Here is a 14,943-nt window from a genome sequence, read left to right as displayed (position 1 = left end):
CCGAGATTGCCAGAGGGTTCGTTCGGCTCTTGGAAGGTGCTGCCAAGACCAACACGCATGCGGATTTCGCAAAGCCCTTGATCGGGGGGCTGACTTTGGGGGCGGAAAAGATGGTGTTGACGCCGACAGGCTCGCCAGATGATCGGGCCGGTTCCCTGCCACGTAGGGGGTGGGGAATTGGCGCGAGTAGCGCCAGCGAGATTGACGGGGTCAAGAGAAGGGAAAGGTTCCGGGCACCGACAAGCCCGGCCCCGATGCAGGAGGGGAGGCAATGCAGGCCGGTGACTGCATTGTCAGGGTGCTGGAGGGAACAGATTTCTTGTCCAGGGCGACAGCCCTGGACAAGAAATCTGGGCGTGGAAGGCCCGGAGCGGACACCTTGTTTTCGGCCAGAAGCGGTGCGCGATGTGTCAACATGTGTGCGCTCTAGGCGCTTTTGATCACTATTGAGATGTGGGGTCGAATGTGGGAACTCCACTCTTATCTTAAAATTACTGAGTAAAATCAATAGCTTTAAGGGGAGAGTGGTGGGCGACCCTGGAATCGAACCAGGCATGGGTCTCCCCGGCGGAGTTACAGTCCGCTGCCGCACCTTGCAGCTCGTCGCCCACATCCGTCAGCCGCCGTAGCGCGCCGCTGATGTGAGGGGGTGATTACAAGCGCGCTCGGGGGGCGTCAACAGGAAAATCCCGACTTTTTCGGTGCCGGTCCCAACGGCAAGCGACTTGCGCCTGCGGGCGGGCAATGTCACAGACATGAGACAGTGCAGAGGGCGCGGAAACCGCCCGGAACAGGAAAGATCGGCGCGATGAAAAAGCCCAAGTGGGTCATCGAAAAGGAGCAGGGCCGCAAGGCCGCCGCGGCAGAGACTGTCTGGCTGTTCGGCCTGCATGCGGTGCGCGACGCGCTGGAAAACCCCGCCCGCGAGAAGCTGCGCCTGATCGTCACCAAGAATGCCGCCGACAAGCTGGCCGAGGCGATCGCCAAGGCCGGGATCGAGCCCGAGGTCGTGGATCCGCGCAAGTTCAGCGCGCCCATCGATCCGCAGTCCGTCCACCAGGGGGCAGCGCTGGAGGTCAAGCCGCTCGACTGGGGTACGCTGACCGACCGCTGCCTGGGGGACGGTGAACGCCCGCCGCGCGTGGTGATGCTGGACCGGGTGACCGATCCGCACAACGTTGGCGCGATCCTGCGCTCGGCCGAGGTCTTCGGCGCCGTGGCCGTGGTGGCCCCGCGCCACCATTCCGCGCCCGAGACCGGGGCGCTGGCCAAGACCGCCAGCGGCGCGCTGGAACGGCAGCCCTACCTGCGGGTGCGGAACCTCTCCGACGCGATGGAGGAGCTGCGCAAGATGGGCTACCTCCTGCTGGGTCTGGACGGCGAGGCGGACCAGACCATCGAGCAGGCGGTCGAGGGCCATCGCGACCGTCCCGTCGCGCTGGTGCTGGGGGCCGAAGGGCCGGGCCTGCGCCAAAAGACCCGCGAGACCTGCGATGCGCTCGTGAAGATCGAATTCGCCGGCAGCTTCGGGTCGCTCAACGTGTCCAACGCAGCCGCCGTGGCGCTCTACGCGGCCAAGGGCTGAGGCGGCCAGGGGACGTGTGACCGCCCGCAGGTCGGGCGGCGTAGAGGTCCGCTTCGTGATCGGGCAGGGACACCGGCCCGGTTGACGGGCCGGGGCCGGGCGCCCATTTCATCGCGATATGCCGTCCTTGACAGGGCAGACAAACCAGACATCGCGGTGCCTGCCGGTGCGTCGGCGTGGCAGGCCAGACGACAGGGCAGGCCGTGGGCGTCCAGGGGCAAATCGCCGTCTCAGCCGATGAAACGCCCGAAAACGCTGTCAACCGTTACATCCTGTTCACGTTTCCATGATCGCCCCTTTTATCGGCGCATGTGCCCCATATGTAACATCACGAGACGTTGGTGCGGAACCCCAGCGTTTCCTTTCACTGTCCCTCGTTCCGTGACTGTGCCCGGGGTATCGACCCCGGGCCTTTTTTTGTCCGCGCCCCGGGGGCGGGCAGAAACGCCTCACATCCCAGCGGCTTGGCCCTCGAGCGTCCGAGTGCGGGCCTGCCGCCTGTGCAACGCCCCTCTGCGCGGCTGTCGGCTGCGGGGCTGCAGGCTTTGCGCTTCCCAGCCGGCGGGCAGGGGGCTAGCGTGGCGCCATGAGCGAGATTTATTCCGATGCAGAACTGAAGGCGATTCTCACCGCGACGAAGTCCGTTGCCGTTGTGGGCGTCTCCACCAATGCGGTGCGGCCCAGCTACTACGTGGCGCGGTACCTGAAGCTGAAGGGCTTCAAGGTGATCCCGGTGAACCCCGGCCATGCGGGGACAGAGATCTTCGGCGAACGTATCCGCGCCTCGATTGCGGATATCGACGAGCCGGTGGACATGCTCGACATCTTTCGCCGGTCGGAACACGTGCTGCCCATCGTCGAGGAGGCTCTGGAGTTGTTGCCAAGCCTCAAGACCGTCTGGATGCAGATCGGGGTCGAGAACACTGAGGCCGCGGCGCTCGCCCGGGCGGCGGGCAAGACGGTGATCATGAACCGCTGTCCCAAGATCGAGTATCAGCGGCTCTTTGGCGAGCTTCGGCTCGGCGGCTTCGCGACCGGCGTGATTTCCTCGAAACTGTAGGGCGCCGCAAGAGACCGCGCCGGGGCGCCGATCGTCCGGTGACCCGGGGCCACCGGCAGGACAGTGGCTCAGCCCTTCGGGCGCGCTGCCTTCTCCGCGATGCCCGAGGTGCCCTCGCGCCGCGCCAGTTCGCCATAGACATCGTCCAGCGTCACGTCGCGCGCGGCCAGCATCACCAGCAGGTGATAGAGCACGTCCGCCGCCTCGCTGGTCAGCCGGGCCTTGTCGCCCTTGGTGGCCTCGATGATGGCCTCGATGGCCTCCTCGCCGAACTTCTCGGCGCATTTCTCGGGGCCCTTGGCAAAGAGCTTGGCGGTCCAGGAACTCTCCGGGTCCGCGCCCTTGCGGCTTTCGATCGTGGCGAACAATTCGTCCAGAACGCTCATGACAGCCTCATGGGGATGCCGGCCGCGGCCATGTGCGCCTTGGCCTCGGCGATGGTGTAATCGCCGAAGTGGAAGATCGAGGCCGCCAGCACCGCAGAGGCGTGGCCCTCGGTGATCCCCTCGACCAGGTGGTCCAGGGTGCCGACGCCGCCCGAGGCGATCACCGGGATCGAGACCGCATCGGAAATCGCCCGCGTCAGCGGGATGTTGAAGCCCGCCCGGGTGCCGTCGCGGTCCATCGAGGTCAGCAGGATTTCCCCGGCGCCCTTCTCGGCCACGGTGCGGGCAAACTCGACGGCGTTGATGCCCGTGGGCTTGCGGCCGCCGTGGGTGAAGATCTCCCACCGGCCCGGCGCCACGGTCTTGGCGTCGATGGCCACGACGATGCATTGCGCGCCGAAATGATCCGCGGCCTCGGCCACGACATTCGGGTTCGCCACGGCGGCGGAGTTGAAGCTGACCTTGTCGGCCCCTGCCAGCAGCAGGTTGCGCACGTCCTGCACGGTCCGCACGCCCCCGCCCACGGTGAGCGGCACATAGCAGCTCTCGGCGGTGCGGGTGACCACGTCGAACATGGTGCCGCGGTTCTCGTGGGTGGCGTGGATGTCGAGGAAGCAGATCTCGTCTGCACCCGCCGCGTCATAGGCGCGGGCCGCATCCACGGGGTCGCCCGCATCGCGCAGGTCCACGAAGTTCACGCCTTTCACCACGCGGCCATCGGCCACGTCGAGGCAGGGAATGATCCGGGTTTTGAGCATGGTCGTCCTTCGTCGCGTTGCCTCTCTCTAGGCGCTTGCCGCGGGAAGGGCAATCACCTCAGCGGGTGGCGGCCACCCGGGCGAGGGCATCGCGGACGATCAGCCTGTGAAACGGCATCACCGCCGCAAGATAGAGTCGCCCAAGCAGGTTGTTGCGGTGCACCCATGTCGCCATGTGGAGCCGGTCGCCCTCGCGCAGCAGGGCGATGCGGAAGTTGAGGTGGCTGTCGTCGAAGCCCACCAGGACCTCGCCCCCGGTGTCGTCGCCGGGTTTGCCCGCGTCGCGGTAGGTGATCGGGAAGGGCAGGCTGCCCCCGGCGTCCGGCGCGGCGCTGCGCAGGCCGAAGGGACGCATGAGCAGGTTGCGCAGGGCAAGCAGGTGCTGCGCCCAGCCGGGCATTGCGAGGGCCGTTTCGAGGGCCCGGTCCAGGGGCAGGGGGCTGGTCACCGCGTAGCCGTCGATGAAGTCGCCGGGACGGACATGGGACCAGAGCTGGCTGCGGGCGGGCAGGGGGACCACTTCGACGTGGCGCAGGGCGGCGCAGGACAGGGTCATGGGGCGGCTCCTCGGGCGGTGTGCGGGCAGAGGATCAGCGGGGGTACCGCGCGGGACAAGAGGCTGCGATGCCGCAGGGGCGGTCGCCCCGCCGGACCGCCGGTCGCCGCCGCCAACCCCCGGCATCGCGGGGGCCGCCGCGTCGCGTCACGCCGCCCGCAGGTGGCCCTGCGCAGCTCGGCCAAGACCGGCGGAGCCTTGCCAGACAGGACCTTCGCGGGAACCGACGTGCGTCTCAACGTGTTGAGGCGCAAAGGAGACACGTCATGAAACAGATACTGGCAAGCTCCCTCCTGGCCGTCATGGCCAACCCCGAACTGTCCGCCCTCGAACGCGTGAGGTCGGACCGGAGCGTCACGGCCACGACCGACCTGCTCGAAGATATCCTGCGCGAGATTGGCGTTCCGGTCTCCGCCCGGGTCGACCATGAAGAGGGCGCCGTCTGGGGAGCACAGTCCCTCGCCCGGGCGCAGCTGCTGATCTTCGTGCCTCCGGGGGCGGAGGAGAAGGTGCCCCTGCGGGTGCTGGTCTACGAGGATGAAAGCGGCGAGATCTGGCTGCGCTACGGCGAGATCGAGGCCGACAATTACCGGGCAAACCCGGACGTCTGCGCCGCACAGATGGAAAGCGCCCTCGTCGCCATCGCACGTGAAGCGGCCTGACCAACTGAGCCGGCGGCTATTGTCGCACGGGTCAGCGCCCGGCGTTTCTTACCAGAAGGGCGGATGACGCGGCGTGCCGAAGTGGACTGGGCAGCTGGCGAACTGGACTGGGCAGGTCGATCATCCGCGCGGGTTGGGACGCCCACGGTCCGATCCCGCCCCGGATATGACTTTGCAAACCTCTGCCTGGACGTTTGCAAAGTTCGGCATCGGCCCCACGTCCGCGAAGCGAAAGCAAAAGAGGCGCCCGATGAGGCGCCTCTTTGTGTCTCATGCAACTGGTCCGGGGCAACCGGCGCGGCGTCACGCCGTCGCCTGTCAGCCCGCCACGTTCGCGGGCCTCAGCCCTTCAGCACTGCAAGCGCTTCGGCGAGGTCGATGGCCCCGTCATAAAGCGCGCGGCCCGAAATCGCACCGTTCAGCGCGGCGCCGCAGTCCTTCAGCGCCTGCAGGTCGGCGATCGACGAGACGCCGCCCGAGGCGATCACCGGGATCGACACCGCGTCGGCGAGCGCGGCTGTCGCCTCGATATTCGGGCCCTGCATCGCGCCGTCGCGGTTGATATCGGTGTAGATGATCGCAGCCACCCCGGCGTCCTCGAAGCTTCTGGCCAGGTCGGTGACCATGACATCGGTCTCCTCGGCCCAGCCCCGGGTCGCCACGCGGCCGTTTCGGGCATCGATCCCCACGGCCACCTTGCCGGGGAAGGCGCCTGCCGCCTCGCGCACGAGCGCGGGATTTTCAACCGCCACGGTGCCCAGGATGACCCGTGCCAGCCCCTTGTCGAGCCAGGTCTCGATGGTCTTCATGTCGCGGATGCCGCCGCCCAGCTGTGCGGGCACCTTGCACTCGCGCAGGATCGCTTCGACCGGGGCTGCGTTCACAGGCGCACCGGCAAAGGCGCCGTTCAGATCGACAAGGTGCAGCCACTCGCAGCCGGCCTCGACGAAGGCGCGCGCCTGCGCTGCAGGGTCGTCGTTGAAGACCGTCGCCTGCTCCATGTCGCCCTTGTAGAGCCGTACGGCGTTGCCGTCCTTCAGGTCGATCGCGGGGTAGAGGATCATCTGCATCCCTTTCTTCTGGCCAGCGGGCCCATCCGGCCGCGCGCGCGGTTTCGCATGACGTGACGGGATTTGCAACGCGACCCACGCAGGGCTTGCCCGACGCTTGGGCGCCGCGCAAGGATCGCGGCACATGCAAGGGAGGAGCGCATGACTTACCTGAAAACCGCCCTGGCGGCGCTTGTGCTGTCGACCGGGGCCGCCATGGCCGATCCGGTGGAAGGGATGTGGCAGACGCAGGTCGATGACGGGGCCTATGCCATCGTGAAGATGGCGCCCTGCGGCGGCCAGATCTGCGGCACCATCGCCCGGACCTTCCGGTCCGGCGGCGAATACAAGAGCGAGAATATCGGCCGCCAGCTGGTCTGGGACATGGCCGCGAAGGGGGGCGGGGCCTACGGCGACGGCAAGATCTGGCAGCCGTCCACCGACAAGGTCTATCGGTCCAAGATGGTGCTGAATGGCGAGACGCTCGCCGTCTCGGGCTGTTTCGGGCCGATCTGCAAGAAGCAGACCTGGACGCGGGTGAAATAGGTCTTCAGGTCTTGGCCTTTCTGCCAAGGCGCGGTCCCTAAGGTCTCAGGTCTCAGGTCTCAGGTCTCAGGTCTCAGGTCTCAGGTCTCAGGTCTCAGGTCTCAGGTCTCAGGTCTCAGGTCTCAGGTCTCAGGTCTCAGGTCTTGGATGGGGGGTAAGCCGACCTTGGGCGATGGCTCGCACCAATAAAAAGGGCGCCTCCGTGGCGCCCTTTCCGGATTTTCACGCCTGAACAGCGCCGCTCACGGGTTCCACTTCAGGAAGTTGGCAATCAGCCGAAGCCCGGTGGCCTGGCTCTTTTCCGGGTGGAACTGGGTGCCGACCATGTTGTCGCGCGCCACGATGGCGGTGACGTCGCCGCCGTAGTCCACGTGGGCCAAGAGCTCCTCGTCCCGGCGCACCTGCATCTGGTAGGAGTGCACGAAATAGGCGTGCTGGCCGGTCTCGATCCCGTTCAGCACCGGGTGCGCCTGGTCCACGATCAGGTCGTTCCAGCCCATGTGCGGCACCTTCAGGGTGCTGTCGGCGGGGGTGATTTTCACCACCTCGCCCGCGATCCAGCCGAGCCCGGCGGTGGTCGCATATTCGCGCCCAAGCTCTGCCATCAGCTGCATGCCGACACAGATGCCAAGGAAGGGGCGGCCTTTCTGCTCCACGGCCTCGCGCAGGGCGCCGTACAGGTTCTCGCGGCCCTTGAGGGCCTGGCAGCAGGCCGGGAAGGCGCCGTCGCCCGGCAGGACGAGCCGATCCGCCCGGGCCACGTCCTCGGCCCGCGAAGAGACGAGCACCTCGCCCCCACCGGTTTCCGCGGCCATGCGTTGAAACGCTTTTTCGGCCGAGTGCAGGTTGCCGCTCTCGTAGTCGATCAGGACAGTCAGCATCGGTCAGAGCGTCCCCTTGGTGGAGGGCACGGCATCGGATTTGCGCGGATCGGTCTCCACTGCCTCGCGCAGGGCGCGGGCCACGGCCTTGAAGGCGGCCTCGGCGATATGGTGGCTGTTGAGCCCGTGGAGCTGGTCCACGTGCAGGGTGATCCCGCCATGGGTCGAAAAGGCCTGGAAGAACTCGCGCACCAGTTCGGTGTCGAAGGTGCCGATCTTCGGCGTCGGCAGGTCGACGTTCCACACGAGGTAGGGCCGCGCGGAGAGGTCGAGTGCGGCGCGCACCAGCGCGTCGTCCATCGGCAACAGGCAGGCGCCATAGCGCTTGATCCCGCGCTTGTCCCCAAGCGCCTTGGCAAGGGCCTGGCCAAGCGCGATGCCCGTGTCTTCGACCGAATGGTGATCGTCGATGTGCAGATCGCCCTCGCAGGTGATCTCCATGTCGATCAGCGAATGCCGCGCCAGTTGGTCGAGCATGTGGTCGAAGAACCCGATCCCGGTACGGTTGTCGTAGGACCCCGTGCCGTCCAGGTTGATCCGCACGCGGATTTTCGTCTCTGCGGTGTCTCGGGTAATCTCTGCGCTGCGCATCTTCGCCTCTGTCTGGTGACGCCGCCCTTATAGGCGGTGCCGCTGCGGAGGCCAAGCGGTGAGCGGAGAGGAGCCCCGTTGCTCTCAAGGTGTCTGGGGCGGGCGAGGGGGATTGCCCCCGACGCGCATCGGGCGGCAGCATGGCGACGGGCGTCGACTGGCTCGCCATGGGGTCTTCAGGTCCCGCCAGGAGCCCCTCGGTAGACGCGCCAATCCAGACCACGGACTGAAGCCACGCGCCACGTCGAGGGGGAGGGGGCCGGCGTGGGGTCAATAGTCCGGTCCCGGGTGGACCCCGTACCATTCGGTTGCTGACGCCTTGTCATTTTCGCTGGTGTCCGCGACGGCCTCTCCTGCGGGAAGCGAGAAGGTGAAGCAACACCCCCGCCGGGAACCGGTGCCGACGAGGCTGATCGTTCCCCCTGATTGCTCCACGATCTTGCGTGCGAGGGCCAGCCCGACCCCGCTGCCCTCGCAGGTGTCACGGGGTTTGAGGGTGGTCAGCAGCTGAAAGACTCTTTCGTGAAACCTCTCCGGGATGCCGGGCCCATCGTCCATCACCTGCAGGGAAACCCTCGCCCCGTCCGGCTCGCTGATGACCCAGATTTGTCCACTGTCGCGATCATGATGGCGCACCGCATTTTCCAGCAATGCCTTGAACAGGCGCAGCAGGTCGTTGCGCGGTCCATGAACCCGGGGCGCCTCCAGCCAAGGTTCCACGTTGAAGGTCGCCGGGACCTCGGCGAGGGTGATCGCCTCCTCAAGCAGGGCCGCGAGGGTCAGGGATGTCGCAGGATCGGACAGGCGCCCGACCCGGGAATACTCCCTCAGGTCCAGAAGGATCGTATCGCCGCGGCGCGCCTGCGTGGCGAGCATGTCGAGATGCGGGCGCACCAGCGTCAACGCCTCGGGGGCAGACTTCTCGAGGTCCTCGCAGAACCACTCCGGGATGACTTTCATGGCGCGGAAGCAGGCTCGGAGATCATGGGTAACGTGATAGATGAATGTTTCGGCCGGGTCCTCGCTGGCAGATGCCCCGGATGGTCCGGCCCCCTGTCGTTCGCGCGGCGGCGCGGTGGGGGCCGCAATGGGCCTGTCGGGCGCGCCCTGTGTCTCCGGCGCGGGGAGAGGAGAGAGGCCGATTTCCTGCGTCTGCGCCTGTGTCATCTTCAACTCTCCTCCTAGTCTCCGACTTGCCCTCTCCGCGCGCGGGGGATGCGCCGATTTGGCGTCGAATGGCGCCATGCTCCCACGTCGGGATCGCGTGCGCCTGCTGAACGGCGTTCTTGCCGCGGCCTGCACCCAATCTTTGACCGCGCGCCTCTCGTGAGTGACGGCATCGTGGTGGGCCGTAATGAGGAAGCTATCCCTTGCAGGTTAATGGAGAGCGAACGAAGGCCGGGGCCGGAGCAGATGTCGTGAAATCTTGAGTAAACTTCGATGATCCTCAAAGGGCGGCATTAATCTGGCGGTCACCCTTCCGGCGCAAGGTTGCCATCGTCGGATGAGGAGGAGAGGAGGACCCGGATGTCGCATCAGTCGCCGCAGTCTCAGGGAGGGGAGCCCGCGCCGCCGGGGATCGCGGCTCGGCTCGATCGGCCTGGCAGCTCTGCGAAGCCGATCGATATCCTCGTGCTGGACGATTCCGAATTCGATGCATTGGCTCTGGAGCGGTCCTTCGACAGGACGCACCTGCCGATCCGTGTCACCACCGCCGGAACGCTGGAGGACTTTCGCAGTGCCCTGGCGGAGCGGACCTATGATCTGGTCTTCATCGACTATCTTCTGCCCGAGGGAGACGGTCTGGAAGCGACCGAAATACTGCGGGCCAGCGGCCTGAATGGCGATACGCCCGCGGTGATGATCACGAACGACGCCCGCTATGACGTAGCCGTGGCGGCCATTCGCAATGGGTGCCTCGACTATATCTCGAAATCCGGGCTCGAACCCGGGGGGGTGAAGGAGATCATCCTGCGCGCCCTCAGAGAGCCGGGGGGCAGACCGTCGGCACCGGTGCCGCGTGACAACATGATCTCGATCATCTGCGAGGTGCTGCGCGAGGAAATCGCCGCGTCTCGCGAGGGACAGGACGAAGGCCTGTTGATCCGGACGCTTGCGGCGCATGGGGTCATCCCGGCTGCAAACGGAGAGGCCCATTGGGAGGAGTTGCTGACCGAAGAGACCCCGACCTTCATCTTCCGCCCACAATGACGCAGTCGGGCTGGGCACCCTCTGGGCTCGACGCCGAAAGTGCCGGCACCGACGGCCTTTCCGCAGGCCCCTGCGTGCGCGCGCTCTTGATCGACGATAGCCGCGTGGACCGCGTCGTTGTGCGTCGCGCGCTCCGGCGTATGCTCCCCGACGCGGCTGTTACCGAATGCGACACGCTCGAGAGCGCAGCACGACGCCTTTCGGAGGGGCCTGTCGACCTGGTAATCTGCGATGATCTCCTGCCCGACGGGCGCGGGAGTGAGTTCCTCGCCGGCCTCGACCGCAGGATCGTGCGCGTGCTGGTCAGCGGCGTGTCCGATCAGGCCCCGGCAGGCATGCGGTTCGTCGCGAAGTATGAGCTCGGTGAGGCAGAGCTTGCCCGTGGCGTGACAGAGGCGGGGCGCCTCGCTCGGGCCCGGGGGGCTGCCATGCCCGACAGGGCAGGACCGCCGGAGCGCGTGCGACGCGACATTGCGCAGGCCCTGACGCGCGCTCTCCGCATGATGCGGTCGAGTCGCCTGACGGACAGCGCGGTGCCGGAGGAAGAGCGGCGCGACAGGTTGATCCAGATCGAGGGGTTGCTGCTGGCGGCGCGGGACATGCTGGACGAGGAGCATCTGTCCGGGGGGGACCTCCCCTGAGAACGGCCGGCACCTGCACGCCCATGCAGTAGGTCTAAGCAGGGGCGCGACATCCGCTCAGGTAGTCGCTCTTTGGCAGTCCTTGGCGTTGGCAGCTGCGGCACTCGCTGGCGACGGCGTGGCTTGGAGCGTCCAAGACGTGCAGCCACGGTCGGCTTTCCAGGCATCCCGGTCCGCGCAGTCAGGCTTGAAGATCATGCCATGGCCAATTGTGCGCCTGCGGGAAGGCAGGACCTGCTGTCGTGATGAGCGTCGCGGCTGCCCCTCGGAGAGCGCGTTGGACGTGGCTGCGTCAACTGTGTTGATAGCCCCGCGCGGCATAGTCTTCCAGGATTTGCGTCACCGCCGCATCGGTCATGGGTTTTACGAAGTAGCGACAGATGAGGGGTTGTTGCGCGGCGCGGGCCTTGTCGGACGGGTTGTCGGAGGATGTGAACATCATCACGACCAGCGGATCAGGGTGCGCCACCTCACGCAGTCTGCGCCCCATCTCCTCGATCATCTCGAAGCCGTTGAGGCCTGGCATGTTGATATCCACGAGGAGGAGGCAGGGCGCATCGCCTTCCGGCAAGGTCGAAAGGCCGGGCTGGGGCAGGTATGTGTCCAGGAAGGTCGTGCCGTCCTGTGCCTCGCCGACCGGGCAGAAGAGGCCACTCTTCGTCAGCCGCCTGCGCACGATGTAGCGATCCGCAAGAACATCGTCTACGATGATCGCGGGGATCACGGCCGGACCTCGGTGGAGGGGGCGGCGGGGATGGTGAGGTGGAAGTCCGTGCCTTCGGGGCTGCTTTCCACGTCGATCTGACCGCCGAGCCGGCGCAGGTGCTTGTGGACGATGGCGAGCCCCAGGCCGTGGCCCGCATCTGCTGCGAACCTTTTGAACATCGAGAATATGTGCGGCAGGTCCTCGGGCGCGATGCCGGGCCCGTTGTCCGAAATGATCATGTTCAACCTGTCCTCCGAGGTCTCGATGCGCAGGTTGACCCAATGATCCGGCTTTGCAGGGTCCCGGAAGCGGCAGGCATTGGACAGCAGGTTCTCGAGGATGGTGAGCAGGGCCTGCGGATGGGTATGAAAGGTTTCGGAGCCGAGGCTCTGGATCGTGAGCACAGGCGGTTCGGCCTGGCTGGCCGTGAGGTCCTGCCAGATGTCGCGGGCCGCCCGTTCGAGTTCGACGTCGCCGGGGGCGCCTTCCGTCTGGCCTGCCCGGGCGAGGGCGAGCACGGCCTCAACCTTCGCGGCATTGCGCCGGGCAGACTTCAGGGCCTCGGAGATCGCCCGGCGGCACTCCTCTTCCGCGCCGGCGGACAGGTCTTCGAGAGCGAGTTCCAGCAAGCCTGCGATCGTTGAAAGCGGAGCCTTTAGGTCGTGGCTTGCCGAATAGGCGAATTGTGCGAGCTCGGCGTTCAGCTCGCTCAGGGCGGTGTTGCGTTCGGTGATCGCGGCGTCGTGCGCCAGCCGGTCGGTGATGTCGACGATCGTCGCCATCACCTGCGTGCCGGGCTGGCCGGCAATGGGCGTCAGGCCGATTTCGACGGGGACCTCGCGCCCGTCCGGCCGCAGGAAGACCAGGTCGCGATTGGCGCCCATGGTGCGGGCCTCTGCCGCCGCCGCGAAGGAGTTCCGGAACACCGCGTGTGCCTTGCGGAGCGCGGGGGGCAGGAAGGTCTCCACCGTGCGACCGAGCATCTCGTCTTCGGTGGCGCCAGCAAGGGTGCAGGCCGCCCGGTTCACCAGAATGAGCCGCCCTGTCTCGTCGACCATCAGCATGGCGCTTGCGGAGCTGTCGAGCGCGTCGCGCAGGCGGCGCTCCCCGGCCTTGCGTTCGGATATGTCGAGCACGGTCGCCAGGACCCAGGTCTCACCTTCGAGGCGCAGCGGCTCAAGTCCGATCTCGACCGGGAAGAGGCTGCCGTCCGCCTTGACCGCGAAGAGGTCGCGACCGGCGCCCATGCGTCGCTTGGCCGGGCGGTAGAGGAAGGCGGCGCGCTGCTGCGGGTGCTGGCTGCGCGCGGCATCCGGAACGAGGATTTCGATGCGCTGCCCGTCCAGCCCGTGGGTGGGGTAACCGAAGAGCGAGGTCATATGGGAGTTCGCCATGGCAATCTCGCCGTCGGGGCGGCACAGGAGCAACGGTATCGGCGACAGGTCCAATGCGAGACGGTACTGCGCGAGCGTCGGGGCCTGCGCGGCCTCTGTCGGAGCGGAGGAGGGACGCGGCGGGGGGCGGCCTGCGACTGGTGCTGACGGCCCGATTTCAGGCGTCTGCATGATACGGAGCCTCTGCGGGGTCAGGTGTCCGGGGGAGGGACGAGAGCGGTTGCAAGGAGGGCGTGCTGTCAGGCGAGCAGACGACGCCTGTCAGGGCCGTCGCGATGGGCCGGGGCGATCCGGGCGATGGGCTGTCCCCAGGTGTTTCCAGCGCGCAGAGGGTGCCGCATGGGAGGCCGGGCCGGACGGGGCCCGGACGTCTGGCGTCGGGGCATGCACTTGCCCGGCGGCGACTGTACCGCTGCGCCCGTCGTTCCCCTTGTTGACCCTGTGACCATGCCATGACGCGCCCTCCTGATCGCAGCCTAGGATCGGGGAGCTTAAAACGCGGTAAACATGCCTCGGCCCGCGAGGGGCGGGCCCTCGCCCGAGGGCGCGACGGCCGACAGGCCCGGTTTCTGTCCCCGGACCGCCATGCGGGGATCCGGCAGGCGTACCGCGCCGGGACAGTTTACATCGTCTTGCCGATTTCGCCGACGTCCAGCACCGGGGCGGCGTCGATGCCGTCGGCGTCGAGCATCCCTGCCACCCGCTCCAGCGTGGCGACGATCATCGCCTGCTCCCAGTCGGCGAGGGCCTCGAACTGCTTGACGTAGCGCTGCTGCAGCGGATCGGGCGCGGCCTCCAGCGCCTGCCGCCCGGCTTCGGAGAGCACGACGTTGGTTTGCCGGCGGTCGGTCTGCGAGCGCTGCCGCTCGACCATGCCCCGGGCCACCAGCTTGTCGATCAGCGCGGTCATCGTGGCCTGCGTCACCCCCATGCGGGTCGAAAGCGTCTTGGGCGTCGCCTGTCCGGTCTCGGCCACGATCTGAAGCACCCGCAGCTGCGGGGCGGTCATGCCGGCGTCACGGGCAAGCTGCCGTCCGTAAAGCTCGGTCGCGCGCAGGATGCGGCGCAGGGCGATCAGGCTGATGTCAGTGCGGTCCATAGGTGTCGGTCTGTCGGATAGGGTTCTGACATGGATACAGTCTTGGTCCGCTCTTGCAAGCACTTCGGGGCAGGGGAACCCTGAAGTAACTTTGCCATGCGAAGTGATATTTCCCGCGGGATACATCGCTTTCTGCCTTAAAAATATGGTGTATTGGCCCATTTGGAAGAAAAGTACTTAGAGGGTTGAAATAAATCTCGGCCGAAATATATTTAGCCACACGAAACAAAACGGAGGCGATGAGGACCGTGCAGACACTGAAGACCATCCGCGGGGGCGAAAAGCCCGTGCTGCGTAAACCTGAAGGAACCGATGGCGCGGCCATCTGGGAGCTGGTGCGTGAGTGCAAGCCGCTCGATGAGAACTCGATGTACTGCAACCTCATCCAGGCGGACCACTTCCGCGACACCTGTGTCGTTGCCGAACTGAACGGCGACGTCGTGGGCTGGATCTCGGGCTATGTGAAGCCCGATGCACCGGACACTGTGTTCGTCTGGCAGGTCGCCGTCTCCGAAAAGGCCCGTGGCCACGGTCTCGGCGGTCGAATGTTGAATGCTCTGATGGAACGGGATGCCTGCGACGGCGTTACCAAGATGCAGACAACGATCACCGCCGACAACAACGCGAGCTGGGGCCTGTTCCGCCGTTTCGCCGAGAAGCGCGGCGCGGAGCTTGACGATGAACCCCATTTCACGCGGGACGACCACTTCCACGGCCAGCACGCGACCGAACACATGGTCACGATCGACATGGCCATTGCGGACCAGCAGGCGGCCTGATCGCTGCCCGCGTTTGCGGTCCCAGAGGCGGCCAGAGGC

Annotated in this window: 17 protein-coding genes and 1 tRNA gene; 7 read left to right on the top strand and 11 right to left on the bottom strand. The window is 66.6% G+C overall.

Annotated features, from left to right (window positions below; all coding sequences use genetic code 11):
- Positions 1-525: 525 nt before the first annotated feature.
- Positions 526-609 (bottom strand) — tRNA-Tyr (locus ACX9MO_RS01475).
- A 199-nt stretch (positions 610-808) separates the two neighbouring features.
- Between ACX9MO_RS01475 and rlmB the strand changes: the two genes are divergently transcribed.
- Both rlmB and ACX9MO_RS01465 read left to right on the top strand, forming a co-directional pair.
- Positions 809-1,585: a 23S rRNA (guanosine(2251)-2'-O)-methyltransferase RlmB gene (rlmB, locus tag ACX9MO_RS01470; RefSeq protein ID WP_462213282.1), complete on the top strand. Its 777-nt coding sequence runs from the start codon at positions 809-811 to the stop codon at positions 1,583-1,585.
- 586 nt (positions 1,586-2,171) lie between these two features.
- A complete protein-coding gene (locus ACX9MO_RS01465) occupies positions 2,172-2,645 on the top strand; it encodes a CoA-binding protein (RefSeq protein WP_222494868.1) in 474 nt (157 codons plus the stop codon).
- Positions 2,646-2,713: 68 nt separating this feature from the next.
- Here ACX9MO_RS01465 and ACX9MO_RS01460 read toward each other — a convergent pair whose 3' ends face one another.
- The 3 genes from ACX9MO_RS01460 to ACX9MO_RS01450 are packed head-to-tail and all read right to left on the bottom strand — an operon-like array spanning position 2,714 to position 4,345.
- The gene (locus ACX9MO_RS01460; protein ID WP_462213281.1) at positions 2,714-3,031 is read right to left on the bottom strand and encodes a phosphoribosyl-ATP diphosphatase; all 318 of its coding nucleotides are present in this window, start codon (positions 3,029-3,031) and stop codon (positions 2,714-2,716) included.
- Positions 3,028-3,789: an imidazole glycerol phosphate synthase subunit HisF gene (hisF, locus tag ACX9MO_RS01455; protein ID WP_222494864.1), complete on the bottom strand. Its 762-nt coding sequence runs from the start codon at positions 3,787-3,789 to the stop codon at positions 3,028-3,030. Before hisF ends, ACX9MO_RS01460 begins: the two co-directional genes overlap by 4 nt.
- A 58-nt stretch (positions 3,790-3,847) precedes the next feature.
- Positions 3,848-4,345: a DUF2867 domain-containing protein gene (locus ACX9MO_RS01450; protein WP_462213280.1), complete on the bottom strand. Its 498-nt coding sequence runs from the start codon at positions 4,343-4,345 to the stop codon at positions 3,848-3,850.
- A 266-nt stretch (positions 4,346-4,611) separates the two neighbouring features.
- Between ACX9MO_RS01450 and ACX9MO_RS01445 the strand changes: the two genes are divergently transcribed.
- Positions 4,612-5,007 (top strand): hypothetical protein, encoded by a 396-nt coding sequence (locus ACX9MO_RS01445; protein WP_462213279.1) that lies wholly within the window; start codon positions 4,612-4,614, stop codon positions 5,005-5,007.
- A 341-nt stretch (positions 5,008-5,348) separates the two neighbouring features.
- On the opposite strand, the gene hisA is transcribed toward ACX9MO_RS01445, so the two are convergent.
- The gene (hisA, locus tag ACX9MO_RS01440) at positions 5,349-6,071 is read right to left on the bottom strand and encodes a 1-(5-phosphoribosyl)-5-[(5-phosphoribosylamino)methylideneamino]imidazole-4-carboxamide isomerase (RefSeq protein WP_462214490.1); all 723 of its coding nucleotides are present in this window, start codon (positions 6,069-6,071) and stop codon (positions 5,349-5,351) included.
- A 147-nt stretch (positions 6,072-6,218) separates the two neighbouring features.
- Here hisA and ACX9MO_RS01435 point away from each other — a divergent pair, with 147 nt between their 5' ends.
- Positions 6,219-6,602 carry a DUF2147 domain-containing protein gene (locus ACX9MO_RS01435; protein ID WP_222494845.1) on the top strand — a complete coding sequence of 128 codons (384 nt, stop codon included), beginning with the start codon at positions 6,219-6,221 and terminating at the stop codon, positions 6,600-6,602.
- Positions 6,603-6,844: 242 nt separating this feature from the next.
- Here the strand turns inward: ACX9MO_RS01435 and hisH are convergent, their stop codons facing one another.
- The 3 genes from hisH to ACX9MO_RS01420 all read right to left on the bottom strand — a co-directional run bounded on the left by hisH (position 6,845) and on the right by ACX9MO_RS01420 (position 9,241).
- The gene (hisH, locus tag ACX9MO_RS01430) at positions 6,845-7,483 is read right to left on the bottom strand and encodes an imidazole glycerol phosphate synthase subunit HisH (RefSeq protein ID WP_462213278.1); all 639 of its coding nucleotides are present in this window, start codon (positions 7,481-7,483) and stop codon (positions 6,845-6,847) included.
- 3 nt (positions 7,484-7,486) lie between these two features.
- Positions 7,487-8,074: an imidazoleglycerol-phosphate dehydratase HisB gene (gene hisB / locus ACX9MO_RS01425; protein ID WP_222494843.1), complete on the bottom strand. Its 588-nt coding sequence runs from the start codon at positions 8,072-8,074 to the stop codon at positions 7,487-7,489.
- A 270-nt stretch (positions 8,075-8,344) separates the two neighbouring features.
- Positions 8,345-9,241, bottom strand: a complete 897-nt coding sequence (locus ACX9MO_RS01420) for a sensor histidine kinase (protein ID WP_462213277.1) — start codon at positions 9,239-9,241, stop codon at positions 8,345-8,347.
- Between the two features lie 360 nt (positions 9,242-9,601).
- On the opposite strand from ACX9MO_RS01420, the gene ACX9MO_RS01415 reads away from it, so the two are divergent.
- Both ACX9MO_RS01415 and ACX9MO_RS01410 read left to right on the top strand, forming a co-directional pair.
- Positions 9,602-10,285, top strand: a complete 684-nt coding sequence (locus ACX9MO_RS01415; protein WP_462213276.1) for a response regulator — start codon at positions 9,602-9,604, stop codon at positions 10,283-10,285.
- Complete coding sequence (locus ACX9MO_RS01410; RefSeq protein ID WP_462213275.1) at positions 10,282-10,926, top strand: response regulator; 645 nt, start codon at positions 10,282-10,284, stop codon at positions 10,924-10,926. The genes ACX9MO_RS01415 and ACX9MO_RS01410 overlap by 4 nt, the downstream gene beginning before the upstream one ends.
- A gap of 292 nt (positions 10,927-11,218) precedes the next feature.
- Here ACX9MO_RS01410 and ACX9MO_RS01405 read toward each other — a convergent pair whose 3' ends face one another.
- The 3 genes from ACX9MO_RS01405 to ACX9MO_RS01395 form a co-directional block, all read right to left on the bottom strand.
- Positions 11,219-11,650 (bottom strand): response regulator, encoded by a 432-nt coding sequence (locus ACX9MO_RS01405; protein ID WP_462213274.1) that lies wholly within the window; start codon positions 11,648-11,650, stop codon positions 11,219-11,221.
- Positions 11,647-13,197 carry a PAS domain S-box protein gene (locus tag ACX9MO_RS01400; protein WP_462213273.1) on the bottom strand — a complete coding sequence of 517 codons (1,551 nt, stop codon included), beginning with the start codon at positions 13,195-13,197 and terminating at the stop codon, positions 11,647-11,649. Before ACX9MO_RS01400 ends, ACX9MO_RS01405 begins: the two co-directional genes overlap by 4 nt.
- A 451-nt stretch (positions 13,198-13,648) precedes the next feature.
- On the bottom strand, positions 13,649-14,125 hold the full coding sequence (locus tag ACX9MO_RS01395) for a MarR family winged helix-turn-helix transcriptional regulator (RefSeq protein ID WP_222494836.1): 477 nt from the start codon (positions 14,123-14,125) through the stop codon (positions 13,649-13,651).
- 248 nt (positions 14,126-14,373) lie between these two features.
- Here ACX9MO_RS01395 and ectA point away from each other — a divergent pair, with 248 nt between their 5' ends.
- Positions 14,374-14,904 (top strand): diaminobutyrate acetyltransferase, encoded by a 531-nt coding sequence (gene ectA, locus ACX9MO_RS01390; protein ID WP_462213272.1) that lies wholly within the window; start codon positions 14,374-14,376, stop codon positions 14,902-14,904.
- Positions 14,905-14,943: the final 39 nt, after the last annotated feature.

It is taken from the genome of Pseudooceanicola profundus (assembly GCF_054919315.1).
The sequence above is the reverse complement of the archived record's forward strand: the minus strand, read 5'-3'. Positions and strand labels throughout refer to the sequence as shown.